This window comes from Candidatus Bathyarchaeota archaeon (genome assembly GCA_026014465.1).
In the GTDB taxonomy this organism is placed as follows: Archaea; Thermoproteota; Bathyarchaeia; order Bathyarchaeales; family Bathycorpusculaceae; genus JADGNF01.
The window spans coordinates 1-2,663 of the sequence record JAOZID010000009.1 but is presented as its reverse complement, the minus strand read 5'-3'; the positions used below and the strand labels follow the sequence as shown (position 1 = coordinate 2,663).

Genomic DNA, 2,663 nt, shown 5'->3' with positions numbered 1-2,663 from the left:
TTCCAATCTGTCAATATGCACAAAAGTGTGCGTCGGCAAAAAAGCATGTGTTTGACAGCGAAGCGATGATTGTGGGGAAGGGCTGGAAAACTTATGCTTTGTGCGTTGGCGTTTCTATTTTTTCTCTTTTTGATTGCGGTAAAATTTAGTTGGTCTGGTTTTCTTTTAAGCTGGCATATAACGTTCTAGTATTTTATCCATCGCGAAAGCGTGCTGTTAAATTAGCAATAATACTTGATATTGCTAATCAGTATTTTTTATACTCGACAAGTGATGGATAAAATATCGTTGGACTGTTCCCCGTCGCCGCTATGGGTCTGCCAGTTATTGTCATCCTATTTATCTGTTTATCAGTAGACCTTTACAGGTTATTGGTTTTGTTTTTTTCGGTCAAATGGGCTTTTATCGCTTTACCTTTAGGCATAGTTTTCCCGTTAACCCTAGTTTGGCTGCGTGAGTAATTTATTGTTTGGTTTGTCAAAGAACGTTTGTCGGTCTGGCCTTTAAGCAGAATTGTTTATCGGGTAAGCTAACATCAGGCCATCGTTGCATTTTTTACATCGCAGGGGATCGCTACCGGTAAGGATCCGAAAAGCTTCGTAAGTGCTTAGTCCTTCCAGTGGAGAGATGTATTGTTGCTTAGCTATCAGGGCCAGGCATTGCTCTTTTTTGTTTGCAGTATTGGCTGACGATAAAACTCCGAAGTACCTGATTTTATAGAATCCTGAAGGCAAAACGTGAAGCAGGAACCGTTTGATAAATGTTTCCGCCTCCAGGGTCATTTCCCGGTTATAGCGTCCTGTCTTTGGGTCCTTGCAGCGAAAAGAAACCTTCCCCTGGTTGAAGCTGTAAATACGCTGATTGCTAATTGCCACCCGGTGGGTATAGCGCCCGAGATACTCCAGTGCCCGATCGGCGGTTTTCCCGGTCTTTTTGGCATATACCACCCATGGTTTGGCATAAAGCCTTTGTTTTAATCCCCGGGTTTGGAACCCTTCGGGAAGCTCCAGGCTGTCGGTCTGCAACAGGTTCAACAAAGCCTCACAAAAGCGGGCCCGGAACACTTTCGACAAGGCTTTAACAGGTACTAAAAAATCGTTTTTCGCCTTGACCCATTCCAACCCATCTTCGGACAATCCCCCGGCCGGGACCAGCATATGAACATGGGGATGATAAACCAGCGTGGAAGACCAGGTATGCAGTACGACTACTGCTCCTGGCTGTGCCCCAAGGAAACGGGGATTGGCACACAGCACCTGCAGAGCCGACCAGGCCTTGGCAAACAATAAACTGTAACATATTTGCTGATTACGGTAAATCAGACGGTTTAAACAACCGGGCAGGGTAAACACTAAATGAAAGTATTTGCCCGGTAGCAATCTCCCTTTGAGATTTTGAGCCCAAATGGTTTGTTTTTGGTACTGGCATTTGTTGCAATGGCGGTTCCGGCATGAGTTGTACGACTGTTCGCGATACCCACAGTTGTCACATACACTCAGGTGTCCTTTCAGGCTTGAAGTGCGACAAGAACAGATGTCGTCAATGGCTTTGAACTGTTCGGGACAAAGCTTTGCGTTTGCTTTCAATGTTGGTCTGTATTCACGTATGATGTCGGCCAGTTCCACCTGCTGGCGCTTATTCCCTGTAGTCTGCATCATCTTCTGGTTTTGTCTGGGTTAAATCGGGCAGTTGCACCTTGTCAAGGTCGGCCAGGTGTAGGTAAACAGAGGTTGTTTTCATCGAGTTGTGCCCCATTAACAGTTGCAGACGTTTGAGGTTTACGCCTCGTTCGAGCATGTGGGTAGCAAACGAGTGACGGAGTACATGCGGGGAGATATTCTTTTTGATACCTGCTTTAAGTGCACTTCCTTTTACAATCTTCTGTATGCTGGTGGACGAATAGGCTTTGCCCGGCACCGCCCCTTCAAAAAGATAAACTGCCGGGCGCCACCTGCGATAATAGTCCCCCAGTGATTTGAAAAGCCCGGGTGATATTGGAAGTTCACGCTGCTTGTTTCCTTTCCCTGTGATTTTAATAACGCCGCGCAGCCGGTCAATGTCTTTAAGCCGGATGTGCAAGAGCTCGTTGCGGCGCATACCCGTGGCATAAGCCAGGCTTAACAAAAGCCGGTGTTTGTAGCTGCGTGGCGAGTTGATCAAGGCCCTTGCTTCTGTTGCTGAAAGCACAACGGGGAGTTTCTTTTCCTTCCGGGGACGCCGGATTCGAATGCTTTCCCACTTGCGCTTGAGCAGATCCTGTTGAAGGATCTTCCAGGCGCTGATGTTTTGGTTAATCCGGCTGACTGAGCAATTTTCATGGGTGATTAAATGATGAAGATAAATCTTGAACTCTTCGGTGCTGATCCGACCCGGGGGACGATTGAAGTAACGGGATACCTGGCCCACCGAGCAAACGTAACTGCGGATGGTTCTTTCACTGTAGTTGCGGATACGCATCTCACGCTCCATCAACTCATGGATACTTTTTTTTCATAACTATAGAAATTAAAGATGAGTAAGGAAGTTACGCTGTTTTTTGCAAGAAGTAAAACTGCCCCGCCAAAGCGGGGTTTAGTTCAACGTATGTATAATGTTACTTTTATTCCTCTTATTTTTTCTATATGTGTGACAGAGTCTATGAAGATAGCAAACTTGACAGTCGT

The 2,663-nt window shown here is 46.2% G+C and carries 2 protein-coding genes; both read right to left on the bottom strand.

Annotation, left to right across the window (positions count from 1 at the left end; translation table 11 throughout):
* Positions 1-503 precede the first annotated feature (503 nt).
* A complete protein-coding gene (locus NWF04_02070; protein ID MCW4005375.1) occupies positions 504-1,625 on the bottom strand; it encodes an IS91 family transposase in 1,122 nt (373 codons plus the stop codon).
* Between the two features lie 10 nt (positions 1,626-1,635).
* Positions 1,636-2,469, bottom strand: a complete 834-nt coding sequence (locus NWF04_02065) for a site-specific integrase (GenBank protein ID MCW4005374.1) — start codon at positions 2,467-2,469, stop codon at positions 1,636-1,638.
* Positions 2,470-2,663: the final 194 nt, after the last annotated feature.